At 74.0% G+C, this 21127-nt stretch carries 14 protein-coding genes and 1 pseudogene; 9 read left to right on the plus strand and 6 right to left on the minus strand.

Going from position 1 to position 21127, the window contains the following annotated elements; all coding sequences use genetic code 11:
- The first annotated feature begins 33 nt into the window (after positions 1 to 33).
- Positions 34 to 1794 carry a sigma-54-dependent Fis family transcriptional regulator gene (locus QSK03_RS24660; protein WP_285657682.1) on the plus strand — a complete coding sequence of 587 codons (1761 nt, stop codon included), beginning with the start codon at positions 34 to 36 and terminating at the stop codon, positions 1792 to 1794.
- A 249-nt stretch (positions 1795 to 2043) separates the two neighbouring features.
- Here QSK03_RS24660 and QSK03_RS24665 read toward each other — a convergent pair whose 3' ends face one another.
- The 3 genes from QSK03_RS24665 to QSK03_RS24675 all read right to left on the minus strand — a co-directional run bounded on the left by QSK03_RS24665 (position 2044) and on the right by QSK03_RS24675 (position 10279).
- Entirely contained in the window at positions 2044 to 2220 is a 177-nt protein-coding gene (locus QSK03_RS24665; protein WP_285657684.1) for a DUF6104 family protein, read from the minus strand.
- Positions 2221 to 2222: 2 nt separating this feature from the next.
- Positions 2223 to 6023, minus strand: coding sequence for a multifunctional oxoglutarate decarboxylase/oxoglutarate dehydrogenase thiamine pyrophosphate-binding subunit/dihydrolipoyllysine-residue succinyltransferase subunit (locus QSK03_RS24670; protein WP_502872215.1), 3801 nt, complete (start codon positions 6021 to 6023; stop codon positions 2223 to 2225).
- A gap of 485 nt (positions 6024 to 6508) precedes the next feature.
- Positions 6509 to 10279, minus strand: coding sequence for an ABC transporter ATP-binding protein (locus tag QSK03_RS24675; protein WP_285657687.1), 3771 nt, complete (start codon positions 10277 to 10279; stop codon positions 6509 to 6511).
- Positions 10280 to 10705: 426 nt separating this feature from the next.
- Between QSK03_RS24675 and QSK03_RS24680 the strand changes: the two genes are divergently transcribed.
- Together QSK03_RS24680 and QSK03_RS24685 are read left to right on the plus strand one after the other, a co-directional pair.
- Positions 10706 to 11353 (plus strand): cysteine dioxygenase, encoded by a 648-nt coding sequence (locus QSK03_RS24680; protein ID WP_285657688.1) that lies wholly within the window; start codon positions 10706 to 10708, stop codon positions 11351 to 11353.
- Between the two features lie 12 nt (positions 11354 to 11365).
- The gene (locus tag QSK03_RS24685) at positions 11366 to 11788 is read left to right on the plus strand and encodes a rhodanese-like domain-containing protein (RefSeq protein WP_285657690.1); all 423 of its coding nucleotides are present in this window, start codon (positions 11366 to 11368) and stop codon (positions 11786 to 11788) included.
- Here the strand turns inward: QSK03_RS24685 and QSK03_RS24690 are convergent.
- Both QSK03_RS24690 and QSK03_RS33210 read right to left on the minus strand, forming a co-directional pair.
- Positions 11761 to 12921: an FAD-dependent monooxygenase gene (locus QSK03_RS24690; RefSeq protein ID WP_285657691.1), complete on the minus strand. Its 1161-nt coding sequence runs from the start codon at positions 12919 to 12921 to the stop codon at positions 11761 to 11763. The two genes, QSK03_RS24685 and QSK03_RS24690, sit on opposite strands and share 28 nt — an antisense overlap.
- A 106-nt stretch (positions 12922 to 13027) precedes the next feature.
- Positions 13028 to 13282, minus strand: a pseudogene (locus tag QSK03_RS33210) (FAD-dependent oxidoreductase); the annotation flags it as partial.
- Positions 13283 to 13341: 59 nt separating this feature from the next.
- Between QSK03_RS33210 and QSK03_RS24700 the strand changes: the two are divergent.
- From QSK03_RS24700 to QSK03_RS24725, 6 genes are all read left to right on the plus strand, one after another.
- Positions 13342 to 13956 carry a TetR/AcrR family transcriptional regulator gene (locus QSK03_RS24700; RefSeq protein WP_285657695.1) on the plus strand — a complete coding sequence of 205 codons (615 nt, stop codon included), beginning with the start codon at positions 13342 to 13344 and terminating at the stop codon, positions 13954 to 13956.
- Between the two features lie 19 nt (positions 13957 to 13975).
- Entirely contained in the window at positions 13976 to 15631 is a 1656-nt protein-coding gene (locus QSK03_RS24705; RefSeq protein ID WP_285657697.1) for an acyl--CoA ligase family protein, read from the plus strand.
- 189 nt (positions 15632 to 15820) lie between these two features.
- The gene (locus tag QSK03_RS24710) at positions 15821 to 16372 is read left to right on the plus strand and encodes a hypothetical protein (RefSeq protein WP_285657699.1); all 552 of its coding nucleotides are present in this window, start codon (positions 15821 to 15823) and stop codon (positions 16370 to 16372) included.
- Between the two features lie 62 nt (positions 16373 to 16434).
- Complete coding sequence (locus tag QSK03_RS24715; RefSeq protein ID WP_285657701.1) at positions 16435 to 16938, plus strand: hypothetical protein; 504 nt, start codon at positions 16435 to 16437, stop codon at positions 16936 to 16938.
- A gap of 72 nt (positions 16939 to 17010) precedes the next feature.
- A complete protein-coding gene (locus QSK03_RS24720) occupies positions 17011 to 18351 on the plus strand; it encodes an MFS transporter (RefSeq protein WP_285657702.1) in 1341 nt (446 codons plus the stop codon).
- Positions 18352 to 18367: 16 nt separating this feature from the next.
- Complete coding sequence (locus QSK03_RS24725) at positions 18368 to 18991, plus strand: nucleoside/nucleotide kinase family protein (RefSeq protein ID WP_285657703.1); 624 nt, start codon at positions 18368 to 18370, stop codon at positions 18989 to 18991.
- Between the two features lie 525 nt (positions 18992 to 19516).
- On the opposite strand, the gene QSK03_RS24730 is transcribed toward QSK03_RS24725, so the two are convergent.
- A complete protein-coding gene (locus QSK03_RS24730) occupies positions 19517 to 21127 on the minus strand; it encodes a flavin-containing monooxygenase (RefSeq protein ID WP_285657705.1) in 1611 nt (536 codons plus the stop codon).

The raw sequence follows: 21127 nt of genomic DNA on the forward strand, positions 1-21127 counted from the left end.
TGTGCCGCGGGGGGCCGACCGACGGGCGGGACGATGCATCGGGACGAGGGCCGGCCGACGATGTCGTCGGCCGAGATGGTGCGCACGCGGCGCAGCCGCGAGGCGCTGCTCGACCACGGCGTCCTCGTCGCGCCCCCGGGCCGGGCCGGCGTGCCGTCGGTGATCGAGACGAGCTGGCGGCGGTGCGTGGGCGAGGGCGTGCCGGTGGACCCGGCGCACATCCCCTACCGCGAGCCGGACGAGGCCGCCGACGCGCTGTCCCGCGCCGCCGCGCCCGTCCTGGAGCGGCTGCGGCACAGCTTCGCCGACGTGCCCGTCGCGATGGTGCTCTCCGACGAGACGGGCCGGATCGTGGTCCGGCACGCCGAGGAGCGCCGCCAGCGCACGGCCATGGACCGCGCGAGCGCCGTCGAGGGCTCCGACTTCTCCGAGCACGCGGTCGGCACCAACGGCCTCGGTACGGTGCTCGTCGAGCGCCGCGCGGTCCTCGTGCGCGGCCCGGAGCACTACAACCCGCGGCTCGACGACCTCACGTGCGCCGGCACCCCGATCATCGAGCCCTGGACCGGCCGGATGCTCGGCGGGTTCTCGCTGGCCTGCGCGGTGCGCGACGTGCACCCTCTCATAACCGCGATGACCTCCGACATCGGGCGCCAGATCGAGCAGCGCCTCGTCGACGAGGCCGGCGAGCGGCGCCGCCGCCTCGTGCGCTCCTACCTCACGGTCGACGGCGCCGCCGACGGGGCGTTCGTGGTCGACGAGGAGACGTTGCTGGCCAACCGCCGCGGTCTCGTCCACACCGGCCCGGACCTGCACCCGCTGCTGTGGCGGTTCCTCCTCGAGCGGGCTCCGGGACGCCCCTGCCGGATGGCGGTCCCGCTGCCCGACGGGGTCCGGGACGCGCTCGTCGAGCCGATCCACGACCGCGGGCGGGTCGCGTTCAGCGTGCGGCTGCTGCCGGAGCGTCCGGCGGGGCCCGCAGCCCTTCCCGCAGCCCTTCCCGCAGCCCTCCCCGCGCCACCGTCGCCGGTGTCGTTGCACCACGTTCCGGACGTGGACCGTGAGCTGCGCGCGGCGCTGCGCCACGGCGAGCGGATCGCGGTCGCCGGCCCCGCGGGGTCGGGGAAGGCGCACACGGCCCGGGGCGTCCTGGGCGTCGACGGCGCCGGGGATCCCGCCGTCGTCGACCCCGCCCACGACCCGGCCTGGTGGATGGGCGCCCAGGCGGCGGCGGTCGCCGGGCGCGGTGTGGTCGTGCGGCGCGTGCACGCCGTCGCCGACGACGACCTCGGCCTGCTCACCGCGATCGGCGAGGCAGGCGGGCCGCTCGCGCTCACCCTGGACGCCGACCGGGCGAGCGACGCGGTCCTGGGCGTGGTCCGCCGGCTCGCCACGGTCGTCCGGCTCCCGTCGCTCGCGGGGAGCCGTGCGCACCTCCCGGCGCTCGTGCGGTCGATGCTGGCCGGGCTCGACGAGCCCGAGCGCTCGACCCGCCTGGCCCCGGCGAGCTGGGACGTGCTCGCGGCCTGGCCCTGGCCCGGCGACGTCGCCGAGCTGCGCACCACCGTGGTCGCCCTCGCGCGACGGGCCCGCGGCGGCGTGGTGGAGCCCGACGACCTGCCCGCGGAGATCCGGGCGCGCGGCCGTACGCCGGGCCTGCTGGAGCGCGCCGAGCGGGACGCCGTCGTCGGAGCCCTGCGCGACGCCGGTGGCAACCGCAGCCACGCCGCCCGCGCGCTCGGGATCGGGCGCACCACCCTCTACCGCAAGATGCGCGAGTTCGGACTCGCGTGACCGGCGCGCGCCCGGGCTTCGCGGAACGAACGGCGCTCTCGCTGCTTCCGAGGCAGCGAGAGCGCCGGTCATTCGTCGGGGGGCGGCGTAGATGGAGCAGCGCGCCCGCCCGGACGAACCAGCTCGCCCGGACACGCGAGATCAGGGGCACGTCGTGCACCCCCGGCGCGCCGGCGAGGTGCACGACGCGCTCGTGATCACCGACAGGGCCCGGTCAGGAACCCGGCGAGCACCCCCGCTCGCCGGTCCCTACTCCTCGTCGGCGTCGTCGCGGGCGAGGAACGTCGCGAACCGGTCGGCGGCGCCGGCGTGCTCGGGGTGGGCGTCGACGAAGGCGCGGAGGCGGTCGGCCAGCCAGGACAGGCTGACCTCCTCCTCGCCCCGTCGGTCCTCGAGCTCCTCGATCCCGCGGTCGGTGAAGTACATCGCTAGTCGGCGAGCGCCTCGGCGATGAGCGCCTTCTGCTCCACCTCGTGCACCTTCGCGACGCCCGCGGCCGGGGCGGCCATGCGGCGCCGGGAGATGCGCGTGAGGCTCGGCAGCCGGCCGTTCATCCGCTCCGGCAGCCACAGACCCAGGAACGGCCAGGCGCCCTGGTTCGCCGGCTCCTCTTGCACCCAGCGGACGTCGTTGGTCGCGTTGGGGTACCGGTCGAGGACGGCCGTGAGCTCGTCGGTGGCCAGCGGGTAGAGCTGCTCCATCCGCACGATCGCGGTGTCGTGGGTGCGGCCCGCCTTGTCGCGCGCGGCGACCAGCTCGTAGTAGATCTTGCCGGCGCAGAGGAGCACGCGCCGCACGCCGTCGGCGCCGTGCTCGGCGAACGTCGGGTCGTCGAGGATCGGCCGGTAGCCGCCCGACGTGAACTCCTCCACCGGGCTGACCGCGGCCTTGTTGCGCAGCATCGACTTCGGGGTGAAGACGACCAGCGGGCGGCGCACGCCGTCGGTGGCGTGCCGGCGCAGCAGGTGGAAGTAGTTCGACGGGCTCGACGGCAGGGCCACCGTCATCGACCCCTCGGCGCACAGCTGCAGGAAGCGCTCGATGCGCCCCGAGGTGTGGTCAGGCCCCTGACCCTCGTGGCCGTGCGGCAGCATGAGCACGACGTCCGAGGTCTGGCCCCACTTCGCCTCACCGGACGAGATGAACTCGTCGATGATCGACTGGGCGCCGTTGACGAAGTCGCCGAACTGCGCCTCCCACATGACCAGCGCGTTCTGGTTGGCCACCGAGTAGCCGTACTCGAACCCGACCGCGGCGAACTCCGAGAGCGCCGAGTCGTAGGGCATGAACTTGCCCTGGTCGGAGGTCAGGTGGCGCAGCGGCACGTACTCGGTGCCGTCGTGCCGGTCGATGATCACCGAGTGGCGCTGCACGAACGTGCCGCGCCGGGAGTCCTGCCCCGACAGGCGCACCAGCTTGCCGTCGATGAGCAGCGACCCCCACGCCAGCAGCTCCGCGTAGGCCCAGTCGATGCCCTCCTCGGTGTCGATCGCCGCGGCCTTGCCGCGCCGCTCGAGCACCGGCTTGACGCGCGGGTGCACCGCGAAGCCCTCGGGCAGCTCGCTGTAGGCGTGCGCGATCCGCTGGATGACGTCGAGCGGCACCGACGTCTGCAGGGAGTTCGGCACCGCCTGCTCGTACTCGACCGACGGGCTGGGCCCGGGGTCGGCCTTCTCGAGCTCGCGGACCTCGTTGAAGACGTGCTCGAGCTGGCTGCCGTAGTCGCGCAGCGCGTGCTCGGCCTCCTCGAGCGAGATGTCGCCGCGCCCGATGAGCGACTCGGTGTAGGTCTTGCGCACCGACCGCTTGGCGTCGATGACGTCGTACATCTCGGGCTGGGTCATCGAGGGGTCGTCGCCCTCGTTGTGGCCCCGGCGCCGGTAGCAGATCATGTCGATCACGACGTCGGAGTTCCAGCGCTCGCGGAACTCCACCGCCAGCCGCGCGACCCAGACGCAGGCCTCGGGGTCGTCGCCGTTCACGTGGAAGACCGGTGCGTCGATCATCTTCGCGACGTCGGTGCAGTACTGCGACGAGCGCGTGTGCTCCGGGGCGGTGGTGAAGCCGACCTGGTTGTTGACGACGACGTGCACGGTGCCGCCGGTGCGGTAGCCGCGCAGCAGCGCGAGGTTCAGCGTCTCGGCGACCACGCCCTGACCCGCGAACGCGGCGTCGCCGTGCATGGTCACCGGCAGGACCGTGAAGCCGTCGGGGCCCTTGTCCAGGATGTCCTGCTTGGCGCGCACGATGCCCTGCAGCACCGGGTTGACGGCCTCGAGGTGCGAGGGGTTCGACGTCAGCGACACCGTGGTCTCGCCGTCGCCGAACATCCGGAAGAACTTGCCCTCGGCGCCGAGGTGGTACTTCACGTCGCCGGAGCCGTGCGCCTGGCCGGGGTCGAGGTTGCCCTCGAACTCGCGGAAGATCTGCGAGACCGGCTTGCCGACGATGTTCGCGAGCACGTTGAGCCGCCCGCGGTGGGGCATGCCGATGACGACCTCGTCCAGCTCGTGCGCCGCCGCGGTGTCGAGCACCGCGTCGAGCAGCGGGATGACGGTCTCGGCGCCCTCGAGCGAGAAGCGCTTCTGCCCGACGTACTTGGTCTGCAGGAACGCCTCGAACGCCTCGGCGGCGTTGAGCTTGGACAGGATGTACTTCTGCTCGGCGACCGGCACCTTCTCGTGCGGGCGCTCGATGCGCTCCTGCAGCCAGTCGCGCCTGTCCGGGTCGAGGATGTGCATGTACTCGACGCCGACCGTGCGGCAGTACGAGTCGCGCAGGACGCCGAGGACGTCGCGCAGCTTCATGGTCCGGGACCCGGCGAACCCGTCGACCGGGAACTCGCGGTCGAGGTCCCACAGCGTGAGCCCGTGCGACGCGATGTCCAGGTCGGGGTGCTTGCGCTGGGGGTGCGACAACGGGTCGGTGTCGGCCATGAGGTGGCCGCGCGTGCGGTACGCGTCGATCAGCTCGATGATCCGCGCGGTGCGGTCGATCGTCGAGGACGGCAGGTCCTGGCGCCAGCGGATCGGCTCGTACGGGATCCGCAGCGACGCGAAGATCTCGTCGTAGAAGCCGTCCTCGCCGAGCACCAGGTGGTGGATGCGGCGCAGGAAGTCGCCGGACTCGGCGCCCTGGATGATCCGGTGGTCGTACGTGGACGTCAGCGTGATGATCTTGCTGATGCCCATGTCGGCGAGCTTCTCCTCGCTCGCCCCCTGGAACTCCGCGGGGTACTCCATGGCCCCGACGCCCACGATCGTGCCCTGGCCCACCGTCAGGCGCGGCACCGAGTGGTTGGTGCCGATCGTGCCCGGGTTGGTCAGCGAGATCGTGACGCCGGCGAAGTCCTCGCTGGTCAGCGAGCCCGTGCGGGCCTTGCGCACCATGTCCTCGTAGGCGGCCCAGAACTGCGCGAAGCTCATGTTCTCGGTGCCCTTGAGGGCCACGACGACGAGCGAGCGGGAGCCGTCCTTGCCCGGCAGGTCCATCGCCAGGCCGAGGTTGACGTGACCGGGGTCGACGACGGCGGGCTTGCCGTTGGAGTCCTCGCCGAAGTGCCGGTTCATGTTCGGGAAGTCCGCGAGGGCGCGCACCATCGCGTAGCCGAGCAGGTGGGTGAACGACACCTTCCCGCCGCGCGTACGCCGCAGGTGGTTGTTGATCACGATGCGGTTGTCCGCCAGGAGCTTGGCGGGCACCGCACGCACGCTCGTCGCCGTCGGCAGCTGCAGCGACGCCGTCATGTTCTTGGCGATCGCGTTCTGCGCCCCGCGCAGCGGCTTCGTGGTCTCGGCGCTCTCCGCGCCCGAGCCGGGCTGCGCGGACTTCGCCGGGCTCGTGGTGCCCGCGGCCGGCTTGCCGGCGCCGTCGCCGGACTGCCCGGACGCCGCCGACGAGGGCGTGCCCGCCGGGGCCGACGTGCTCGTGGACGCGGACGTGCTGGTGGACGGCGTCGACCCGGTCGGCGCGGGCTTCTCCGGGGCCTTCTCGGCCGGTGCGTCGGTGGTGGCGCGCGCGGCCTGCGCCTCGCCGTTGCCGGCGGACGTGCCCTGGCTCCGTGGCGTCGCGGCCTCGGCCGAGAGCCCGGCGGTGCCGTTGACGGCGTTGCCGGCGCTCGCGTGCGCACCGGCCTCGTCGGGCGCCGCGGTGTCCGGGCTGTAGTCGGCGAAGAAGTCGTGCCACGCCGTGTCGACGGAGGAGGGATCGGCGAGGTAGCGCTGGTACATCTCGTCGACCAGCCACTCGTTGGGTCCGAACTGGGCGGTCGGGCTACTACTCGACACGACTCGAAATCGCCTCAATCAGTCGTCGCGGTGGCGTCGGAAGCGTGTCCAGATTAGCGCTTGACAGGGCGCAGGGTTGATGCCGTGTCGTGTACTGCACCGGTCCATGACCCAGGTCCGCCCGGAGTGCTGTGACCTACGGCATTCACGGGTGCGCGGTGCGTCACGTGGACGTCGACGCGGCGCCGCGTCCGCCGCTCGGCCGCCGTCGCGGGACCGGACGGGCGTGGGGGTTACTGGCTGGTATCCCTCGCCTGGCGAGGGATACCAGCCAGTAACCGGGGGCGGTGCGGCGACGAGGGCGGGCCCCGGCGCGGTCGGCGGTGGCGCGCCGAGGACCCCGCGGCGGCCGACGGCCGGAGCGCGCGGTCGGCGGTGTGGCGGCGCGGCTGGGCGGCGCGGTCGGGCGGCGCGGTCGGGCGGCGCCGTCAGCCGGCCCGGGCGAGGTCGTCGTCCGCGTCCGTGTCCGGGTCGGCGAGACCGCCGTCGCCCACGGCGTCGTCGACCGTGCCCGCGCCGGCGCGCCAGAGCCGCGCGTAGGCCCCGTCGCGCGCCAGCAGCTCGCCGTGGCCGCCCTCCTCGAGGATCCGCCCGCCGTCGATGACGACGATGTGGTCGGCGCGTGACGCGGTGGCCAGCCGGTGGGCCACGACGAACGTGGTGCGCGGCGCCGACAGCTTCTCCCCGGCCGCGAGGACCGCGCTCTCCGTGGACGGGTCGAGCGCCGCCGTGGCCTCGTCGAGCAGCAGCAGGCGCGGGTCGACGAGCTCGGCGCGGGCCAGGGCGACGAGCTGGCGCTGCCCCGCGGACAGGCCGCCGCCGCGCTCGCCGATCGGCTGGCGGAACGCCGCGGGCAGCGACGCGATCATCTCCAGCGCGCCGACGTCGCGCGCCGCCTGCTCGATGCGCGCCGGGGTGGCGTCGGGGGCGCCGTAGGCGATGTTCGAGGCGACGTCGCCGACGAACAGGTGCGCCTCCTGCGGCACGACGCCGAGGCGCCGGTGCAGCGTGGGGAGGTCGTGCTCGCGGATGTCCACGCCGTCGATCAGGACGCTGCCGTCGGTGGCGTCGTAGAACCGGGCGACGAGCTTGACCACCGTCGACTTGCCCGCGCCGGTGGCGCCGACCAGCGCGACGGTGCGCCCGGCCGGGACCTTCAGGGAGAAGTCCGACAGGGCCGGGGTGGTGGCGCCCGCGTAGGAGAAGCCGACGTCGCGCAGCTCGACCTCGCCGCGCAGGTCGTCGAGCACCACCGGGTGCTCGGGCGCCGGCACCGACGTCGGCGTGCGCAGCAGCTCGCCGATGCGGGTGAGCCCGATGCGCGCCTGCTGGTAGCCGTCGAACACCTGCGAGAGCTGCTGCACCGGGCCGAAGAACATCGCGAGGTAGAGCAGGAAGGCGGCGAGGACGCCGGGGGACAGGCCGCCCGTGGCGACCCGCGCGGCGCCGACGCCGAGCACCGCGGCCTGCGCGAGGTCGGAGAGCATCGCGGCGAACGGGAAGTACGTCGCGATCATGCGCTGGGCGCGGAGGCGGGCGCGGCGGTAGGCGTCGCTGTTGTCGGCGAACGTCGCGGCCGAGATCGCCTCGTGGGTGTGCGCCTGCGCGACCCGCAGCCCTGCGACGTTCTCCTGCAGGTCGGCGTTGACGACGCTGACGCGCTCGCGGGCCTCTGCGTAGGCGATCGACGACATCCGCCGGAAGATCACCGTCGCCACGATCAGCACGGGCATGACGGCGAGCGAGACCAGCGCCAGCTCGAGGTCGGTGACCAGCAGCGCCACGGCGACGCCGACGATCGTCAGGACCGCGACCACGGCCTGCGCGAGCCCGGTCTGCAGGAACGACGACAGCGCGTCGACGTCCGTGGTCATCCGGGTCATGATCCGGCCGCCCAGCTCGCGCTCGTAGAAGTCGAGCCCGAGGCGCTGGAGGTGGGCGAAGCTGCGCGTGCGCAGCAGGAACAGCCGGCCCTCGCCGACCCGCGCGGTGAGCACCGTCTGCGCGGCGACCACCAGCCAGTCGACGGCCACGACGACGAGGCCGAGCCCGACGGCGAGCCACAGGACGTCCAGCGAACCACCCTGGATGCCGCCGTCGACGGCCAGGCGCGCGAGCGACGGGAACGCGACGGTGGCGGCCGCGTCGAGCGCCACGAACAGCACCACCAGCGCGAGCGCCCAGCGCACGGGACGCAGCAGGCCCGCGAGGCGGAAGCGCGGGTCGGGGGCTGTCGGGTCCTCGCCGTGGAGGTCGGGCTCCTCGGTCGCCGGCGGCAGCCGGTCGAGCGCCTCGCGCATGTCGGCGGGCGCCGTGCCGTCGAGCCCGCCGCCGAGCGCCGCCGAGCCCGGGGCGACCGTGGTGGGCGCGGGCGGGGGCGCGGGCCGGTCCGGATCGGGGGCGTCGGGCCAGAGGGCCGTCGTGATGCCGCTCTCGTGGCGCGCCTCGTCGTCCGGCTCGGGCACCCGGCCCTGCTCGTCGATCTCCTCGCTCGGCCCGGCGAGGAGCTCGTTGAACAGCCGGCAGCGGCCCTCGAGCTCCGCGCGCGTGCCGACGTCGACGACGCGGCCGCCGTCGAGCACGGCGATCCGGTCCGCGAGCGTCAGTGTGGAGCGCCGGTGGGCGATGACCAGCGTCGTGCGCACCGCCGTGACCGCGCGCAGCGTCTCGCCGATCGCGGCCTCGGTGGTGGCGTCGACCGCGGAGGTGGCGTCGTCGAGGACGAGCACCCGGGGGTCGTAGAGCAGGGCCCGGGCCAGGGCGACGCGCTGGCGCTGGCCGCCGGACAGCGTCAGCCCACGCTCGCCGACGCGGGTGTCGTAGCCGTCGGGCAGCTCGGCGATGAAGCCGTCGGCCTGCGCGGCGACGGCGGCGGCGCGGATCTGCTCCTCGCTGGCGTCGGGACAGCCGTAGGCGATGTTGGCCCGGACCGTGTCGGAGAAGAGGAACGCCTCCTCGAACACGACGCCGACCGCGTGCCGCAGCGACTCCAGCCGCACGTCGCGCACGTCGACCGCCTCGCCGGGCGGGCCGAGGCGCAGCGCGCCGCCCTGCACGTCGTAGAACCGCGGCGCGAGCAGCGCCACGGTCGACTTGCCCGACCCCGCCGTGCCGACGAGCGCGACCGTCTCGCCGGGCGCGATGGTCAGCGACAGCCCGTCGAGCACCGGCTCGCTGCGCGCGTAGCCGAAGCGCACGTCGTCGAGCTCGACGCCCAGCGGGCCGTCCGGGACGGCGCGGGCGCCGGGCGCGTCCACGATCTCGGGCTGGGAGTCGATGAGCTCGTAGACGCGCTCGACACCGGCGCGGGCGAGCTGCCCCATGACGACGAGACCGGCGACGAGGCGCGCCGGGCCGACGAGGGCGGCGATGTAGGACGTGAACGCGATGAACGTGCCCAGCGAGATCTGCCCGCTGAGCGCCATCGCCCCGCCGAGCGCGAACACCCCGAGCTGCCCGAGCGTGGGCAGCGCCGAGAGCGTCGGCGTCAGGCGGGCGTTGAGCCACGCGGCGCGCAGGCGCTCGGCGTAGAGCCGCCGCGCCGCCTCGCGCAGCCGGGAGACCTCCCGGGCCTCCTGCCCGAAGCCCTTGACCACCCGGACGCCGGTGACGGTCTCCTCGACGTGCTGGGCGACCTCGGCGGCGCGCTGGCTGGCCGACCACGTCGCGGGGAACAGCCGCCGGCGCATCCGGCCGGTGAAGACGACGCCGACCGGGAGCACGATCATCGCCACGACCGTGAGCAGCGGCGAGAGCCACAGCATGATCGCCACCGAGACCACGAGCTGGCCGAGCGTGCCCGCCACCAGCGGCACCATGCCGAGCAGGCCCTGGACCTGCTGCAGGTCGGAGTTCGCGCGCGAGACCACCTGCCCGGTGCGCAGCGCGTCCTGCTTCGGCCCGTCCAGGCGCGACACCGAGCCGAACACGCGCCGCCGCAGGTCGTGCTGGACCCCGAGCGAGAGCCGTCCGCCGAGGTAGCGGCGCAGGAACGCGGCGCCGAACCGGACCACCGCGATCGCGGCCATGGCGGCGACGAGCCCGGTGAGCCCCGCGGTGGACCCGGCGACGGCACGGTCGACCGCCGTGCCGATGAGCAGCGGGCCGACGGCCTCGAGGCTGACGCCGAGCACCGAGGCCGTGAGCGCCGCGACGGTGAGCGCGCGGTGGCGCCAGCAGTCCCGCGCGAGGCGGCGCATCCAGCGACGGGTCGGGTCGGTGCGGTCGGTGCGGTCGGGCTGATCGCGCTCCGTGGTGCCCTCCGGGGTGTGGTGGTGGGGGTGACGGCGGCGTGAGCCGGGGCCGCGTCCACTCCAATCTAGGACGGCTCCCCGACAGCCCGCCGGATCACGCCGGAGGTGGTGATCGACATGTCGCCGGGCCCGGGCGTGACGTCCCCGCGCGGCCGTGGTGAGATGTCGGCGTGCGGCACTTCTTCCTCGGCCCCCTCTGGGAGAGCCGTCGTGCGCACCTGTTCGACCAGTGGTGTCCCCGGGTCTGACGAGACGACCGTCGCGGCCGCCCGGCCGTGACGTCCCCTCGCCCGCGCACCGCACCCCTCCCAGGAACCGGCCCCGAGGCCTGCCGCGTGCGTGCGCGGACGCCCGTTCCGGAGGACGAATCCCGTGACCGCCCTGGTCGACCACCTCACGCACGACCGAGCCATTCCCGACCGCGCCACCCCCGACAGCGCGCCGCGGTCCCCCTTCACCCGCCCCCGATCCCGACGCGCCGACCGCCGCCGCTGGCAGGACGGCCCGACGTCCGCGAGCCTCGCCGACCTGGTCGCCCTCACCCGCGAGGTCGCCGCCGAGGTCGACGCCGGCGGCCACACCGTCGAGGTCGACCCCGTGCACCGGTGGTCGCGGCGCCTGCACGCCGACGAGCACCTCGACGTGTGGCTCATCTCCTGGGCCACCGACCAGGCCGCGGAGCTGCACGACCACGGCGGGTCGCTCGGCGCGCTGACCGTCGTGCGCGGCGCGCTGACCGAGTGGCGCTGGAGCGCGGGCAGCGAGGACGACGGCACCTGCCCCGCCGAGGAGGTGCCCGCCCGCGGCCCGGGCCTGCGCCGCCGGGTGCTCGACCCGGGCCGCAGCGTCGCCTTCGGGCTCGGGCACGTGCACGACGTCAGCAACCGCGCCGCCGACACCGCGGTCAGCGTGCACGCGTACTCGCCGCCGCTGTCGGCGATGTCGTACTACGGCGTCGAGGGCGGGGTGCTGCGCCGCGTGCGCTCCGAGCTGGTCGCGCCCGGACAGTCGCCGGAGTGAGATGATCTCCGCATGAGCGCCGTCGACACGCTGCTCGCCCGGGCCCGGGACCGTCTCGCGCGGCTGGGCCCGAGCGAGGCCGCCGCGGCCGTCGAGGACGGCGCGCTGCTCGTCGACATCCGGCCGGGTTGGCAGCGTCTCGCCGAGGGCACGGTGCCCGGCGCGCTGGTCATCGAGCGCAACCACCTCGAGTGGCGCCTCGACCCGACCTGCGAGGCCCGCATCGCCGAGGCGACCGACCACGACCGGCGGTGGATCGTGCTCTGCTCCGAGGGCTACACGTCCTCGCTGGCCGCCGCCGCCCTGCAGGAGATCGGCCTGCACCGCGCCACCGACGTCGTCGGCGGCTTCCGGGCGTGGGCCGCGGTCGGGCTCCCCACCGCGCCGGGCTCCGACGCGCCCCCGGACTACGCGGTGTCCGCCCGCGGGCACTGAGGAGCCCGTCCGGACCACGCGACCACCCCGTCGGGCCGCACGAGCATCGGCCGGGGTCCGGGCACGGTCGTGGTCCGGTCGGGGTCGGACTCGGGGTCGGGCACCGGCACCGTCCCGTCGGTGACCAGGGTGAACCGGCCGTCGCGGGCGACCTCGGCGAGCCGGCGGCCGTCGTCGAGCCGTACCTCGGGGGCGAGGCGCCCGACCAGCGGGTCGTCCTCCCAACCGGGGAGCGGTGCGTGGACGTCGGGCCCGGCGAGCAGCGCGGCGGCGGCGTTGACGCCGGCGCGGGTGTCAAGCAGCTGCCCCGCGAACCGGCGGAGCGCGATCGTCTTCGGGTCGGGGCGCATCAGCGCGACCTGGGCGAGGGTGAGCTCCAGGACCTCGGCGCCCGCCGGTCGCCGCTCCGGGTCGTAGGTGTCGAGCAGCGCGTCGCCGGACCATTCGTGCACCACCGCGGCGAGCTTCCAGCCCAGGTTCATCGCGTCGGACAGGCCCAGCCCGAGCCCCTGCCCGCCGAACGGCGGGTGCACGTGGGCGGCGTCGCCGGCGAGCAGCACCCGTCCGGCCCGGTAGGCCGACGCCTGCCGCGCGTTGTCGGTCCAGCGGGTGGCGCTGTGCACCGCGGTGACACGGACCCGGGTGCCGGTGACCCGGCGCAGCGACTTCTCCAGCTCCTCGGCCGTGACGGGGACGTCGCGGTCCGGGGGCGGGCCGTCGAACTCGACGGTGAGGATCCGTCCGGGCGCCGGGCCGACGCACCAGACGCCCTCGGGGCCGTGGTGCCAGCCGGGCTCCAGGTCGTCCGCCTCGGCGAGGTCGACCAGCGCCTGGCGCCCGGTGATCTCCGGGTCGGTGCCGGGGAAGCCGATCCCGGCAGCCCTCCGCACGACGCTGCGCCCGCCGTCGGCCCCCACGAGCCAGCGCGCCCGCACGGTGCCCCCGGCGTCGTCGTGCACCGTGACGCCCTCGTCGTCGGCGTCGACCCCGGTCACGGCGACCCCGCGGCGCACCGGCACACCGAGCTCGGCCGCCCGGTCGCGCAGGATCGTCTCCAGCTCGTGCTGGGGGATCGCGACCATGAACGGGAGCGGGCCCGTGTCGGGCCCATCGGACCCGTCGGGGACGTCCATGAGGTCGAGCCGCAGCGGGAACGCGGCGATGTGGCCGCCGGTGGGCGGGGCCGGGCCGGCGCGGCAGGCGCACGAACTGCGCCATCGCCCGCTCCTGGACCGCGAGCGCCGCGTCGAGCAGGCCCCGGCGGTCCAGGGCGTGCACGGCGGAGCGCACGATCGCCCCCGCCTTGATCGTCGTGTCGGGCTCGGTCCGGCGTTCGACGACGGCCACGTCGACGCCCGCGAGCGCGAGCTCCGCCGCGACCAGGAGCCCGACCGGGCCGCCCCCGGCGACGAGGACGTCGTGCTGCGGCCGTGTCGTGCCGTCGCCTCGACGAGCCGGGATGGCGGTGCGATCAGGGCGGGTCTCGGAGGGCACGACCTTAAATTAGGTCGCACCTATGAAGAGGTCAAGCCCAAAACTGTTACCGTGCCGCCGTGACCTCGCCGGGACCCGGGCTGCGGGAGCGCAAGAAGAAGGCGACGCGCGACCACATCGCCGCCGTCGCGACGCGGCTGTTCGCCGTCCAGGGGTTCGAGGCGACGACGATCGCGCAGATCGCGGCGGCGGCCGAGGTCGCGAAGATGACGGTGACGAACTACTTCCCGCTCAAGGAGGACCTGCTCTTCGACCGCGCGCCCGAGATCATCGCCATGCTCGCCGACGCCGTGACCGCCCGGGCGCCCGGCACCGCGGCGCAGGACGCCGTCCGCGCCGAGTACCGCGCCCGGCTCGCCGCCCGGTGGCCGGCGCTGGCCATCGTGGGCCCGCAGTTCTTCGGCACCGTCGACGCGAGCCCGGCGCTGCGCACCCGGGAGCGCGCGATGTTCGCCGAGCAGGAGGACGCCCTGGCCGCGGTGCTGGTGGCCGAGGCCGGCGGGGACTCCGACGCCGCGGTGGCCGCCCGGATCGAGGCGGCGCGGCTGTCCGGGATCGTCCGGGTGCTCTACTTCGAGGCCCGTCGCCGGACGCTCGCGGGCGAGGACACCGAGCACGTCGTGGCCGCGATGGACCGGGCGGAGGCGCGGGCGTTCGGTGCCGAACCGGGGTGAGTGCTGCCAGGATCGGGGTATGGCGGACTCCTCGCAGACGTGGATCACCGAACTGACGCCGCTGTCGTTCCTGCGCCGCTCGGCGGACGTCTATCCGGACAAGACCGCGATCGTCCACGGCACCGAGCGGATCTCCTACGCGCAGTTCGCCGCGGCGGCCCAGCGCCTCGCGCGTGGGCTGCGGGTGAGCGGTGTCGCGCCCGGGGACCGGGTCGCCTGCCTGCTCCCCAATGTGCCCCCGATGCTCGTCGCCCACTTCGGGGTGCCGCTGGCGGGTGCGGTGCTGGTCGCGGTGAACACGCGCCTGTCCGGCGAGGAGGTGCGGTACATCCTCGACCACGCGCAGGCGACCGTGCTGGTCGTCGACTCGGCGCTGCGCGGCACGGTCGAGCCGATCGCCGACTCGCTGGAGACGGTCCGCGAGATCGTCACCCTCGTCGACCCGCAGGGCCCGGACGCCGGGACGTCGGTCGACGGCGCGACGTGGGACGACCTGCTGGCGCGGGGCGACGAGGGCGACGACCTGCCGTGGGCGGTGGACGACGAGCGCTCGACGATCAGCATCAACTACACGTCGGGCACCACCGGGCGCCCCAAGGGCGTGCAGTACCACCACCGCGGCGCGTACCTGAACTCCTTCGGCGAGATCGTGCACTCGTACCACGACCCGTCGAGCGTCTACCTGTGGACGTTGCCGATGTTCCACTGCAACGGCTGGTGCACCCCGTGGGCCGTCACGGCGATCGGCGGCACGCACGTGTGCCTGCGCGAGGTGCGCGGTGACCGCATCTGGGAGCTGATCGGCGAGCACCGGGTCACCCACCTCAACGGCGCTCCGACCGTCGTCACGACGATCATGAACGCGGCCGAGGCGCGCACCCTCGACTACGCGCTCGTGGTCACCACCGCGGGCGCCCCGCCGAGCCCGACGACCATCCTCGAGATGGAGAAGATGGGCTTCCGGATCGTGCACGTCTACGGGCTCACCGAGACCTACGGGCCGTACTCGGTGTGCCAGTGGCAGGAGGACTGGCGCGCGCTGGAGGAGCACGAGCGGGCGAGGCTGCAGGCGCGCCAGGGCGTCGGGATGCTGCAGACCGAGCCGCTGCGGGTGGTCGAGGTCCTGGGCGAGGACGTGACCGACTGGGCGTCGGTGCAGCTCGTGGACGTGCCGCGGGACGGCGAGACGATGGGCGAGATCGTCATGCAGGGCAACAACGTCATGTCCGGCTACTTCCGCGACCCGGACGCGACGGCCAAGGCGTTCGCCGGCGGCTGGTACCACTCCGGCGACCTCGGCGTGATGCACCCCGACGGCTACGTCGAGCTGCGCGACCGCGCCAAGGACGTCGTCATCTCCGGCGGCGAGAACATCTCCACGGTCGAGGTCGAGCAGGCCGTGCTGTCCCACCCCGCGGTGCTCGAGGCCGCCGTGGTCGGGGTGCCCGACGAGAAGTGGGGCGAGCGCCCGAAGGCCTTCGTCATCCTGCGCTCCGGTCGGTCGGCGGAGCCCGACGAGATCATCGAGCACGTCAGGGGCGCCATCGCGCGCTACAAGGCGCCCCGCGACGTCGAGATCGTCGACGAGCTCCCCAAGACCTCGACCGGGAAGATCCAGAAGTTCGAGCTCCGCGCGAAGGAGTGGGGCGAGGGCACCACGCGCATCCGCGGCTGAGGTGTGTCAGCGAAGTGCCGTCACAGACGCTGAGCGTCCGTATCGGTACTTCGATCACCGAGGTGGGCCGCCGCTCGTCGCGCGGGCTCGTCACGCGGTCGCGCCGCGCGCATGAGGGGACCCGGTGACGGGAACCGCTCCCCGACGGCGGAGGATGTCCGCCGCTGCCGTGACGAGGAGCGAGGACGCGTGAGCGAGCAGTTCGTGGACCCGACCGAGGCCGCCGTCGAGAACGACACGACGGACCTGGGCGACGAGCCGTCGGTCGTCCTGGACGAGGACCGTCTGGACGCCGACCCGCTCGAGGACGGCATGGACGCCCCCGAGGGCTACAGCCGCGACGTCCGTCTCGGCGGCACGCAGGAGTGGGAGACCGAGGACGCCACGATCGACGAGCGCCTCCCGCAGGAGGAGCCCGACGTCGGCGAGGAGGAGGCCCCCGGCCGGCCGGTGGCCGCCACCCCGATCGACGACCTCGACGAGTCGATCGACGATCCGGCCAACGCCGTCGACGGCGTCGGGGGCGGGGCGGTGCTCGACGCGCAGGGCAGCGACGGGGTCGCCGCCGACGAGCAGCTCGCCGAGGCCGGTCGCGAGGTCGAGCTCGGGCTGTCCTCGGCGAACGGCGACGCCGAGCCCACGGGCCTGCCGGCCGACGACGCGATCGGCGAGGTCGCCGCCATCGATCGCGAGCCGGGGACCGCCGAGGAGGAGGCGCTGCGCGTGGAGCAGGAGAACTGAGCGCCGCGGAGACGGCGCGCCGGGTCGCGTCGCAGCCCGGGGCGCTGGCCGCGGGGGCGGTGGTGGCCGTCCTCGTGGTGCTGCTGGTCGGCGCGCTGCTCGCTGGCTGGCGCCCGTTCACGGCCGAGCCCGACGTCCTGAGCTACGGGCCCGACGGCGACCTCGGGCAGTTCACGCTGTTCGAGGGCCAGTGCGCGCGCGGCCGGCTCGCGGCAGGCCCCGGGTTCGGCGCGGACGCCGACGCGCAGTGCGGCAACCCGCACGACGTCGAGGTGGTCGCGGCGACCTCACCGGTCGGGGAGGGCCGCCCGGTGTCCTACCCGGGCGAGGCCGCCCTGGCCGACTTCGGGCGCTCGTACTGCGCGCTCTACCAGGACTCCGACCTGCTGGTGCCCACCGCCAGCGGCGTCGACCGCGGCGACCTCCACATGACGGCCGTCATCCCGAGCCGGGCCGCGTTCGCCGACCCGCGGTCGGCCGGTGGCACGTCCGGAGGACGGCAGGTCAGTTGCGTCATCTCGCGTGACGACGGAGAGCAACTGACCGATCGCTTCTCGGTGATCTGACCTGAACGGACCAGTCACTCGGGGCACCTGAGGTATTGCCCTGTGTGAGTGTGATCGCGAACATAGTCCGGCATGAGCACACTCCCGGCCGGAGCCGACCGTCGGGCGCTCAAGCGCCGTGCGGTCGTCGCGAGCACCGTCGGCACCACGATCGAGTGGTACGACTTCTTCCTGTACAACACCGCCGCCGCGCTGGTGTTCGGGCCGCTGTTCTTCGACAGCGCCGGAGCGGGCGGTGTCCTCGCCGCGTTCTCCACCCAGTTCGTCGGGTTCGCGGCCCGGCCGATCGGCGCCGCGATCTTCGGCCACTACGGCGACCGGATCGGACGCAAGTACAGCCTCGTGGCGACCCTGCTCCTGATGGGTGGCGCGACGGTGCTCATCGGCTGTCTGCCGACCTACGCGTCCATCGGCGTCTGGGCCCCCATCCTGCTCACCCTGCTGCGGGTGCTGCAGGGCATCGGCGTCGGTGGTGAGTGGGGCGGCTCGGTGCTCATGGCCATGGAGTGGGGCCACCGCCGCCAGCGGGGCCTCATGGCCTCGTGGCCACAGGTCGGGGTCCCTCTCGGTCTCGCGTCGGGCACCGCGGTGGTCTACTTCTTCGCCGGCCCCGGCTTCCTCGACGGCGGCTGGCGCGTGCCCTTCATCGCCAGCATCATCCTCATCGGCGTCGGGCTCTGGGTCCGGCTGAGTGTGCTCGAGTCCCCGGCGTTCGCGCAGATCAAGACGTCGGGCAAGGTGGCCAAGCTGCCCTTGGCGGAGACGCTGCGCACCCAGTGGCGCGATGTGCTCAAGGCGATGTTCGTGCGCACGGCGGAGCAGGCGCCCTTCTACATCTTCACGTCGTTCGTGTTGGCCTACGGCACGCGCCAGCTGGACCTCGACCGCCAGCAACTCCTGCTGTACCTCATCGTCGCGGCGTGTATCGGCATCATCAGCGTCCCGTTCTTCGGGTGGCTCTCCGATGTCCTCGGCAGACGGTTGGTCTACGGCGTCGGGGCCGTGCTGACGGGCCTCTATGCCTTCCCGTACTTCGCGCTGCTCAACACGGCCGTGGGCGGCCTGATCCTGCTCGGGATCATCCTGGGCCTGGTCTTCCACGACATGATGTACGGGCCGCAGGCCGCGCTGATCTCGGAGAGCTTCGGTACCGGCATCCGTTACACGGGCGCGGGCCTGGGATACCAGCTCGCGTCCATCACCGCGGGCGGCCCGGCGCCCCTGATCGCGACCGCGATCCTGGCCGGGACCGGCTCCACCACGTGGATCTCCATCTACATCATCATCTGCGCGGTGATCACGCTGGTGGCCCTGTCGATGATGCATCCCCGCCCGCCCGAGGCCGACGAGGCCGACGAGGCCTCCGAGGAGCACGCGGGCCAGGACACCATCCGCAACGCCTCCCAGGCGTGAGGGCATCCTGGGACGGGTGCCGATCCGTCCGCTGACCCCCGAGGCCCTCGCCGACGAGCTCGTCGCGGCGATCGACCGTGCCGCGACGGGCCGCGTCCGGGTGCTCGTCGACGGCGCGCCGCCGGCACGTCCCGACGTGCTCGCCGACGCGCTGGTCGATCCGCTGCGGCTGCGCTCGCGGCCCGTCGTGCGGGTCTCGGCGTGGGACTACCTGCGCCCGGCGTCGGTGCGCCTCGAGCGGGGGCGCACCGACCCGGACGCGTTCTACGACGACTGGCTCGACGCCGGCGCGCTCGTGCGGGAGGTCCTCGCACCGGTCGAACCCGGCGGCAGCGGGCAGGTGCTGCCCCGCTTCTGGGACGTCGACGTCGATCGCGCCGTGCGCGCCGAGCGGATCGCGCTGCCGGAGTCCGGTGTCGTCGTGGTCGACGGCCCGCTGCTCCTCGGGCGGGGCCTGCCGGCCGACCTGACCGTGCACCTCGCGCTCTCGGCCACCGTGCTGCAGCGCCGCACCCCGGCCGACGAGGCCTGGACCCTGCCCGCCTACGCCCGCTACGAGGACGAGGTCGACCCCGTCGCCGTCGCCGACCTCGTCGTCCGCGCCGACCACCCCGACCGCCCGGCCCTCCAGACCGCCTGAGGCCGAGGTCCGGGGTGGGCGTGAGCGTGGCGTCCACGCTGACGACCACCGTCAGGAAACCCCCCGGATCACCGGGTCCTCGGTGGACCGGGGCGTGCACCGGCGCCGGGGGTGTGCGACGCCCGGGGTGTACGAGCAATGCGGCTTTCCTGGCACGTGACGCCAGGATCGCCACACGCTCGCCGGCGCGACACGCCGAGACGGGGTCGACGGGGAGCGAGCATCGCCGCACGACGCGCGAGAAGCACGTTCGGCAGGTCGCGAACCCTCTCGATCATGTGCACCATGCTTCTCGCGGCCGGCTGTCCGGGGCCGGCGAGCCGCGGGCCTCGCCGGACGACGCGAGTGGCACGTTCGGCAGGTCGCGAAACCTCTCGATCATGTTCCACGTGCTTCTCGCGACCGGCGCACTGGCCCGCAGGCCCCCACGAAAGATCACGGGCGCGTCATCGACGCCGATCCGCGCACGGCCGTGCACCACGCGCTCCTGATCACCGGGGACGGCGCCGCCGAGCACCCACCCACTCAGGCGCTCGCCCGCCGCCGCTCCCGGAGCGCGAACCCCGGATACCCCGCGTCCGCTTCGGCGTCGCACATCTCCCGGTACCGCGCGAAGCCACCGGCGTAGGGCAGGAAGACGCGCGGCTTGCCCGGCACGTTCGCGCCCAGGTACCAGGAGCTCGCCGCCTGCGGGAGCAGCGTCGCGTCCGCCGCCTCGCGCACGTGCTCGGCCCACCGCTCCTGGGCCTGCGGCGTCGGCTCGGCGTCGAGGTCTCGCGCCCGCAGGTGCGCGACGAGGTCGGCGATCCAGTCGACGTGCTGCTCGATGGAGGTCGGCATGTTCGTCAGCACCGACGGGCTGCCCGGTCCCGTGATCGTGAACAGGTTCGGGAACCCGGCAACACCGAGCCCGAGGTACGTCGCGGCGCCCTCGGCCCACGCGTCGGTGAGCGCGACCCCGTCGCGCCCGCGGATCCCGAGCCGCAGCAACGGCCCGGACAGCGCGTCGAAGCCGGTGGCGAAGACCAGCACGTCGAGCCCGTGCTCCGCACCGGACGCGAGGCGCACCCCGTCCGGCGTGATCTCCGCGACGGGGTCGGCCCGCACGTCGACCAGCGTCACGTTCGACCGGTTGTAGGTCTCGAAGTACTCGGTGTCGATCGGCGGGCGCTTGGTCGCGAAGGGGTGGTCGCGCGGGAGCAGCGTCTCGGCGACCTCGGGATCGCGCACCGTCGATCGGATCTTCGAACGGATGAACTCGGAGGCCTGGTCGTTGACGGCGGGGTCGGTGAGCACCTCGCGCACCGCGGCACGGAAGCGCAGCCCGCCGCGCTCCCAGGCCCGCTCGAACAGGTCGCGGCGTTCGCCGGCGGGCAGGGCCAGCGTGTCGACGTCGCTGACGACGAACGGGTGCCCGTTCGTCGAGGCCTGCTGGACCGCGCGGATCGCCGGGTAGTCGGCCTTGTACCCCGCCGCCTCGGAGGCCGACAGCGGCGCGTTGCGCGCGGGGATCGAGAAGTTCGCCGTCCGCTGGAACACCGTCAGGTGCCCGGCCGACGCCGCGAGCACGGGGATCGCCTGGATACCGGTCGACCCGGTGCCGAGGACGCCGACCCGCTGCCCCGTGACGTCGACACCCTCGTGCGGCCACTGCCCGGTGTGGTGCCAGGTCCCGGCGAATGACTCCAGCCCCGGGATGTCCGGGACGTTCGCCGACGACAGGCAGCCGACCGCGGTGACCAGCCACCGGCACGTCCACCGCGTGCCGTCCGCGGTGTCGACCACCCACCGGTCGCCGTCCCACTCCGCCGCGACGACGCGGGTCGAGAACGAGAAGGACCGCCGCAGGTCGAACCGGTCGGCCACGTGCTCGAGATAGGAGAGGATCTCCGCCTGCCCCGGGTAGCGCTCGGACCACTCCCACTCCTGCTCCAGCTCCCGGGAGAAGGAGTAGCAGTAGTAGTAGCTCTCGGAGTCGCACCGCGCGCCGGGATACCGGTTCCAGTACCAGGTGCCGCCGACGTCGTCGGCCGCCTCGAGCCCGTGAACGGAGATCCCGAGCCCGCGCAGCCGGTGGATCGTGTAGAGCCCGGCGAAGCCGGCCCCGATGACGAGGACCTCGGGATCGTTGCCCAT

The sequence above is a fragment of the Actinomycetospora sp. NBRC 106375 genome, from assembly GCF_030269665.1.
Classification (GTDB): domain Bacteria; phylum Actinomycetota; class Actinomycetes; order Mycobacteriales; family Pseudonocardiaceae; genus Actinomycetospora.